Origin of the sequence: Streptomyces sp. YIM 98790 (assembly GCF_011421595.1) — a bacterium.
In the GTDB taxonomy this organism is placed as follows: domain Bacteria; phylum Actinomycetota; class Actinomycetes; order Streptomycetales; family Streptomycetaceae; genus Streptomyces.
The window spans coordinates 1-7782 of record NZ_WTLH01000238.1 but is presented as its reverse complement, the minus strand read 5'-3'; the positions used below and the strand labels follow the sequence as shown (position 1 = coordinate 7782).

Annotated in this window: 5 protein-coding genes; 3 read left to right on the top strand and 2 right to left on the bottom strand. The window is 73.5% G+C overall.

Annotated elements, in window-relative coordinates; translation table 11 throughout:
- The coding region (locus tag GQS09_RS25415) for an FAD-binding and (Fe-S)-binding domain-containing protein (RefSeq protein WP_165989901.1) at positions 1-3104 on the bottom strand (3104 nt) is incomplete at its 3' end.
- A 64-nt stretch (positions 3105-3168) separates the two neighbouring features.
- Here GQS09_RS25415 and GQS09_RS25410 point away from each other — a divergent pair.
- Together GQS09_RS25410 and GQS09_RS25405 are read left to right on the top strand one after the other, a co-directional pair.
- Positions 3169-4305, top strand: a complete 1137-nt coding sequence (locus tag GQS09_RS25410; protein ID WP_165989900.1) for an enolase C-terminal domain-like protein — start codon at positions 3169-3171, stop codon at positions 4303-4305.
- Between the two features lie 176 nt (positions 4306-4481).
- Positions 4482-6284, top strand: coding sequence for a thiamine pyrophosphate-requiring protein (locus GQS09_RS25405; RefSeq protein WP_165989899.1), 1803 nt, complete (start codon positions 4482-4484; stop codon positions 6282-6284).
- Positions 6285-6495: 211 nt separating this feature from the next.
- On the opposite strand, the gene GQS09_RS25400 is transcribed toward GQS09_RS25405, so the two are convergent.
- Positions 6496-7236, bottom strand: coding sequence for a Crp/Fnr family transcriptional regulator (locus GQS09_RS25400; protein ID WP_165989898.1), 741 nt, complete (start codon positions 7234-7236; stop codon positions 6496-6498).
- A 134-nt stretch (positions 7237-7370) separates the two neighbouring features.
- Here GQS09_RS25400 and GQS09_RS28770 point away from each other — a divergent pair, with 134 nt between their 5' ends.
- Positions 7371-7736, top strand: a complete 366-nt coding sequence (locus GQS09_RS28770) for a hypothetical protein (protein ID WP_207958278.1) — start codon at positions 7371-7373, stop codon at positions 7734-7736.
- Positions 7737-7782: the final 46 nt, after the last annotated feature.

Genomic DNA, 7782 nt, shown 5'->3' with positions numbered 1-7782 from the left:
CCCGCCACGGCCGCCGCGGTCAGGGCGGCGCCGCGCCAGGGGGAGGCCGGGCCGGTGCCGGCGAGCCGCTCCGGATACGGGCCGAAGCCCTCGTCCCCGGCGCCGTCCGCCCCGCCGTCCGCCCCGCCGTCCGGCCGGTCCAGGGCAAGCGCCAGCACCTCGGCCAGGTGCAGGGCGCGGCGGTCGGTGGTCTGCATGATCTGCTGCTGGCAGCTGAAGCCGTCGGCGATGAGCAGCGTCCCGGGGTCCGCGTCCCGGACCGCGGGCAGCAGCGCCTGCTCGCCCACGTCCACCGACAGCTCGTACCGCTCCCCGTGCTCGAAGCCGAAGGACCCGGCCATGCCGCAGCACCCGGGGTCGGGCACCTCGTACTCCAGGCCGGTGCGGTCCAGCAGCCCGAATTCGTGGTCCATGCCGCCCGGGGTGTTCTTGTGGTGGCAGTGGCCGTGCACCAGCGCCCGGCCGGACAGCCGCGGCGGCTCCCAGCCGTCGGCGTGCTCGGTGAGGAACGTGCCCAGGTCCTGGACCAGCGACGCCAGCCGCCGGGCCGCCGGATCGCCGGGCATCAGCTTCCCCAGCTCGTCGCGGAAGGTCGCCAGGCAGCTCGGCTCCAGGCCGATCACCGGCACGCCCTCCTCCATCGCGGGCCGCAGCACCTCCAGATTCCGCCGCAGGAAGCGTCCGGCCATGCCGAGGAAGCCGTAGTCGTACAGCGGGCGCCCGCAGCACACCCAGCCGTCCGGCAGCCGCACCCGGAAGCCGGCGTCCTCCAGCACCCGCACCGCGGCGATGGCGGTGCCGGGGGAGAAGTGGTCGGTGAAGGTGTCCGGGTAGAGCAGCACCGGCGGACCGCCGGGGTTGGCCGGGCGGTGCCGTGCGAACCAGCGGCGGAAGGTGACGGCGGCGAAGGCCGGCACCTGCCGTTGCGGGGCCACGCCGCCGGCCAGCTTCACCGCCCGGGACAGCAGCGGCGCCCGGCCGGCGAAGTTGGCCACCGAGGGCACCAGCGAGGCCGCCCGGGCGGCGTACATGATCCAGCCCATGGCGTAGGCGGAGCGCGGGCGCAGCCGCCGCGCGTAGTAGTGGGACAGGAACTCGGCCTTCAGGGTGGGGATGTCCACGTTGACCGGGCAGTCGTGGGTGCAGCCCTTGCACGACAGGCACAGGTCCAGCGCGTCGAACAGGTCCTTGTCGCGGGTGCCGCCGTCGGCGATGCCGCCGCGCAGCATCTCGAAGAACAGCCGGGCCCGGCCCCGGGTGGTGTGCTTCTCCTCGCGCAGCACCTGGAAGCTCGGGCACATGGTGCCCTCCTTCCCGGTCTCGCGGCACCGGCCGACGCCCACGCAGCGGACCGCGGCATGCGCCAGGCTGCCCCCGTCGTCCGGGTAGCCGAAGTGGGTCCGCACCGGCAGCGGGTTCCAGTCGGGTCCGAGCCGCAGGTCCGCGTCGACCGGGAAGGGGTCCACCACCTTGCCCGGGTTCATCCTCCACTCCGGGTCCCAGATGCGCTTGAACTCCCGGAACGCCTCGACCAGTTCCTCGCCGTACATGCGGGGCAGCAGTTCGGCGCGCTGCTGGCCGTCGCCGTGCTCGCCGGAGAGGGAGCCGCCGTAGGAGGCGACCAGTCCGGCGGCGTCCTGGAGGAACCGGCGGTAGGTGGCGACCCCCTCGGCGGTGTAGAGGTCGAAGTCGATCCGGGTGTGCACGCAGCCCTGCCCGATGTGGCCGTAGACCGCGCCGCGCCGCCCGTGCCGGGCGTAGAGGCGCTTCAGGTCGCGCAGGTAGTCGCCGATCCGCTCGGGCGGCACCGCGGAGTCCTCCCAGCCCGGCCAGTGGTCGCCGCCCTGCGGGGGGAAGGCGGTGGCGCCGAGCCCGGCCTCGCGGATCTGCCACATGCTCCTGGCCTGCCCGGGGTCGTCGTAGATCCGGGCGTCCAGCGGCGGGGTGCCGCCGCCGCGCAGGTCGTCCAGCATCCGCCGGGCGCGCCGGTCGGCCTCCTCGGAGGTGTCGCCGCCGAGCTCCACCAGCAGCCAGCCGCTGCCGCGGGGCAGCAGTTCGAGCTCCTTCAGGTGCATCTGCGACTGCCGCTCGTCCTCGATCAGCAGGTCGTCCAGCGCCTCGCAGCTCAGCGGCCGGTGCCGCATCACCCGTTGGCTCTCGTCGGCGGCGGTGGCGATGTCCGGGTAGCCCAGGGCAACGGTGGTGCGGGCGGGCGGGTCGGGCATCAGGCTCAGGGTGGCGCCCAGCACGGTGACGCAGGTGCCCTCGGTGCCGACCAGGGCCCGGGCCACGTTGAAGCCGTTCTCGGGCAGCAGCTCGTCCAGGTTGTAGCCGGAGACGCGGCGGGGGATGCGCGGCATCCGGGCGCGGATCAGGCCGGCGTACCTGTCCCGCAGATCCCGCAGGCCCCGGTAGATCTCGCCGCGCCGGCCGCCCTCGGCGATGATCCGCGCCAGTTCGGCCTCGCTGGTGGGGCCGACGGTCATCCGCAGCCCGTCGTAGGTGAGCACCTCCAGCGACTCGACGTTGTCCGAGGTGCGCGGGCCGCCCCCGTAGAACTCCGACATCACCGAGTGGATGCCGCAGGAGTTGTTGCCGAGCATCCCGCCGATGGTGCAGTAGGCGTGTGTGGAGGGGTCCGGGCCCCAGGTCAGGCCGTGTGCGGCGGCGGCGGACTTCAGCCCGTCGCAGACCACGCCGGGCAGGCAGCGCGCGGTGCGCCGCTCCGGGTCGATCTCCGGGGTGTCGTCCAGGTACTTGGAGAAGTCCATCACCACGGCGAAGTTGACCGTCTCGCCGGAGAGGCTGGTGCCGCAGCCGCGGGACACCAGCGGCGCCCGGTAGGCCCGGCAGGCCTCCACGGTGGCGACCACGTCGTCCAGGGTGCGCGGGACGACCACGCCGATCGGCTCCTGACGGAAGTTGGAGGCGTCGGTCGCGTACAGGGCGCGTGAACCGTCGTCGAACCGCACCTCCCCGCTCACATGGCGGCGCAGCCGGTCCTGAAGACCCCGCACATTGATCCGCTCGGTGGCGGACATACCGCCCGGGAGCCGGGGCTCGGTGCGGGCGGGCACGGTGCGGTAACGGGTCCTGCCTGCCATACGGCTTCTCCTCCGGACGCGCGGGACGGGATTTCGCAGCGCCGCGCCGGGTACCCGCCCGCGGATGACGGACACCTCACTGATCACCACCGCCCCCGCCGAGGCACCGGTCGAGCGGGTGCGCACCCTGGTCTGGCGGATCCCGACCGAGGAACCCGAGTCGGACGCCACCCTGGCCTGGGACAGCACCACCGTGGTGCTGGCCGAGATCGACGCCGGCGGGCGCACCGGCACCGGCTGGACCTACGGCGACCGGTCCGCCGCCACCCTGATCGACGGTGAGCTGGCCTCCGTGGTGACCGGTGGGGACGCGCTGCGGCCCGGCCGGCTGTACGACGCCATGCTCCGGGCCTGCCGCAACCTGGGGCAGCCGGGGGTGGCGGCCACCGCGGTCTCGGCCGTGGACTGCGCGCTGTGGGACCTCAAGGCCCGGCTGCTGGGCGTGCCGCTGGTCACCCTGCTGAACGCGGTGCACGACGCGGTCCCCGTCTACGGCAGCGGCGGCTTCACCACGCTCTCCCCCGCGGGCACCGCCGAGCAGCTGGCCGGCTGGGTGGCGGCCGGCATCCCGCGGGTGAAGCTGAAGGTGGGCCGGGACCCGGACACCGATCCGGCGCGGGTGCGGGCCGCCCGCACGGCCATCGGGCCGGAGCCGGCCCTGTACGCGGACGCCAACGGCGGCTGGAACCGCAAGCAGGCCCTGTACTGGGCGGAGCGGCTGCGGGAGCCGGACGCCGATGTCACCTGGCTGGAGGAACCGGTCAGTTCCGAGGACCTGGAGGGGCTGCGGCTGCTGCGCGACCGGGGCCCGGGCGGCATGGACATCGCGGCCGGCGAGTACGGCTGGAACCTCCCCTGCTTCCAGCGGATGCTGGACGCCGGGGCGGTGGACTGCCTGCAGGCGGACGTCACCCGGTGCGGCGGCTTCACCGGCTTCCTGCGGGTGGCCGCGCTGTGCGACGCCCGCTGCATCGACCTGTCGGCGCACTGCGCCCCGCAGCTCAGCGCGCACGCCTGCGCCGCCGTGTGGCACCTGCGCCATCTGGAGTATTTCCACGACCATGTGCGCATCGAGCGGATGCTGTTCGAGGGGGTGCTGGAGCCCGGGCCGGGCGGCGTGCTCCGCCCGGACCGCGGCCGGCCGGGGCACGGCCTGACCCTGGCGCCGTCCGGCGCGGCCGACCGCCACCGGATCGCCTGAGCCGCCGTCCCGCCCCTGATCCGCCTCCGTCTCCGGCTCCGTCTCTCTCCGGCTCCGGTACGGGCTCCGGTGGCCCGGTCCCGTCCGGATTCCGTCGCATGGGCGAGTTTGCCGCGGCCGGTGTCGGCTACCCGTGTCCGGTTCCCGACACTTCCGGAGCGAGGAGAGAACACGCCATGAGTCAGGTCGCCGACTTCGTGCTCGACCGCCTGCGCCAATGGGGGGTGCACCGGGTGTACGGCTATCCGGGGGACGGCATCAACGGTTTCCTCGGTGCCTTCGACCGGGCCTCCGGTGACCCGGAGTTCATCCAGGCGCGGCACGAGGAGATGGCCGCCTTCATGGCCTGCGGCCACGCCAAGTTCACCGGCGAGCCGGGCTGCTGCATCGCCACCTCCGGACCGGGCGCGATCCATCTGCTGAACGGGCTCTACGACGCCAAGCTGGACCGGCAGCCGCTGGTCGCGGTGGTCGGGCAGCAGAAGCGCCTCTGCCTGGGCTCCGCCTACCAGCAGGAGGTGCACCTGGACCGGCTGTTCGCGGACGTCTCCGAATACTGCCAGGTGGTGATGCACCCGGCGCAGGCGCGGCACGTGGTGGACCGGGCCTTCAAGAACGCACTGACCAGCCGTGGCGTGGCCACGATCATCATCCCCGAGGACGTCCAGGAGGAAGAGGCCCAGCCCTCCCCGCCCCGGATGCACGGGGCGGTCTACTCCAGCGTCGGCTGGAGCCGCCCCCGGGTGCTGCCCGACGAGGACGAGCTGCGCAAGGCGGCCCGGGTGCTCAACGAGGGCGAGAAGGTCGCCATCCTGATCGGGCAGGGCGCGGCCGATGCCGAGGGCGAGGTCATCGAGACCGCCGAGACGCTGGGCGCCGGGGTGGCCAAGGCGCTGCTCGGCCGGGCCGTGCTCCCGGACGACCTGCCCTTCGTCACCGGCCCGGTCGGCCTGCTGGGCAGCAAGGCCAGCGACAACATGATGCGCGGCTGCGACACCCTGCTGATGATCGGCAGCAGCTTCCCGTACTCCGAATGGCTGCCCAAGGAGGGCCAGGCCCGGGGCGTGGAGATCAACATCGACGGCCGGATGATCGGGGTGCGCTACCCCATGGAGGCCCACCTGGTGGGCGACTCCCGGGAGACCCTGCGTGCCCTGCTGCCGCTGCTGCGCCGCAAGAAGGACCGCGGCTGGCGCAAGTCCGTGGAGAAGGACGTGCGCGAGTGGAAGGACCTGTGCGCCAAGCGGGCCGCGCAGCACTTCGGCGGCGTGATCAACCCGCAGGCGGTGGCGGCGGAGCTCTCCGGCCGGCTGCCCGAACGGGCGATCCTGACCGCGGACTCCGGCTCCGGAACCAACTGGTGGGCCCGCCACGTGGACCTGCACGACGGCATGCAGGCGTCCCTGTCCGGCACCCTGGCCACCATGGGACCGGGGGTGCCGTACGCCATCGCCGCCCGCTTCGCCCACCCGGACCGGCCGGTGATCGCCTTCGTCGGGGACGGTGCCTTCCAGATGAACGGCATGAACGAGATGATCACCATCAAGCGCTACCTCAAGCGGCTGTCCGGCAGGGCCCCGTTCGTGTTCTGCGTCTTCAACAACCGGGATCTCAATCAGGTGACCTGGGAGCAGCGTGCGATGGCCGGCGACCCGAAATTCCCCGGTTCGCAGGACATCCCGGATGTGCCCTACGCGGCGTTCGCCGAACTGCTGGGGCTGCGCGGCATCCGCTGCGACGAGCCGCGGAAGGTGGGCAAGGCGTGGGAGGAGGCGCTGTCCGCCAGGGAGCCGGTGGTGCTGGAATTCGTGGTGGACCCGGAGATCGCCCCGATTCCGCCGCACATCAAGACCGAGCAAGGCAAGAAGGCGGCCAAGGCGATGATGCACGATCCGGAGAACACCGGAATCGTGGCCCGCGGCTTCCGGCAGAAGCTCACCGAGTACGCCGCCCATCTGCCCGGGCGCGGTCCCTCCTGATGTCCGCCTGAGGGCGCGGCATTTCGGATGGGCGGGCGGCCGGGGGGCGGCCCGCCCATTCATTCGTGGAGATGCGGTGAGCATCGCCCGGACGGGGAATGCCGCCGCACCCGCGGGGCAGTGATTCCGGTACGGCGCCGTCCGCGGGGAGAAACCCTCCTCCCTCCGGGAGGAGGGCGATCGCCGTCCGCCGTGACCGCCGCCGGAACCGCTAGCGCCGGCCGTTCCGGATACGGCGCCTTTTCCCGCCGGCCAGCCGGGTCAGCCCCGCGGTGTCGAGGAGTTCCACCCGCCGGTAGCCGACGCGCAGCAGGCCCTCACGTTCGAACGTCTTCAGCACCCGGTTGAGCGTCGGGCGGCGCAGCCCCAGCATGCCCGCCAGGGTGGTCTGGGAGCAGCGCACCGTGGCGCCGTGCGCCTCGCGCAGCAGCAGCCCGGCGACCCGCCGCTCCGCGCTGCAGTTGAGGGTCTGTGCCAGGACCTCCTGGGTCCGGGTGTGCTGCCGGGCCAGGCTGCGCAGCCACAGCCGGGTCAGCGCCGGGCTGCTGTCCAGCATGGCCAGGAAGGCCTCCGCGGGCAGGAATCCGGCCTGGACGTCGGTCAGCGCCCGCGCCGTGTACCCGGCCGGGCTGCCGAGCAGCAGCGGGGCGTCTCCGGCCACCCCGCACGACGTCAGCACGCCGATCACCACCCGGTCCGGTCCCGAGCCGGCGACCAGTTCCAGTGTGCCGCTGCGCACGATCCACACCCCGTCCGGCATCCGGCCCTGCCGGAACGCCACCGTGCCGCGGGACAGCCTCCGCTGTTCCAGCCCTTCGGCCAGCCGGCCGGCGGTCGGGTCGCCGGCCGCCGGGCGGGTCGGCGGCCAGGAACCGCCCAGGCAGTCGATCAGCCATGCCGCCGCCCGCATCCCGGCGGGGGTGAGCGGGCCGGCTTCCTTCTCGGTCGTCATCAGCTGTCCTGTCATATGTGTGACCATCCGATCACCCGGTCGGTGCCGGTCATGATTGCCGGAGCCGCTGGACGTCAACTCCTGAGGACGGAACGGACATCCCGTATCCAACCTGACAGAAGGAGAAACGGCACATGCGAATGAGCCTGATGCGCCGCGCCGCGCTCGGCACCGCGGCGGCCTGCCTGGCCGCCGGGGCCGTTGTCGCGGGCGCCGGCACCGCCGTCGCCGCCCCCGCCGCCCCGGCCGGGAACGCCGCGCACACCCCCGACCGCGGCCACGGCAAGCACGACGGCAAGCACGACGGCAAGCACGACGGCAAGCATGACGGCAAGCGCGACGGCAAGCACCGCGGTGACCGCCACGGCAAGCACGACGGCACCTGCGGGTGCGGCCACGGCGGCGGCTACGGCCACGGCGGCGGGTACGGCTACGGCGGCTACGGCCTCGGCGGCTGCGGCGGCGGCCTCGGCACCGGCGGTCTGCTCGGTCTGCTCTGATCCGGCGCCGGCCGCACCGGCGGCCGTCCGCGGCGGCCGGGGCGCA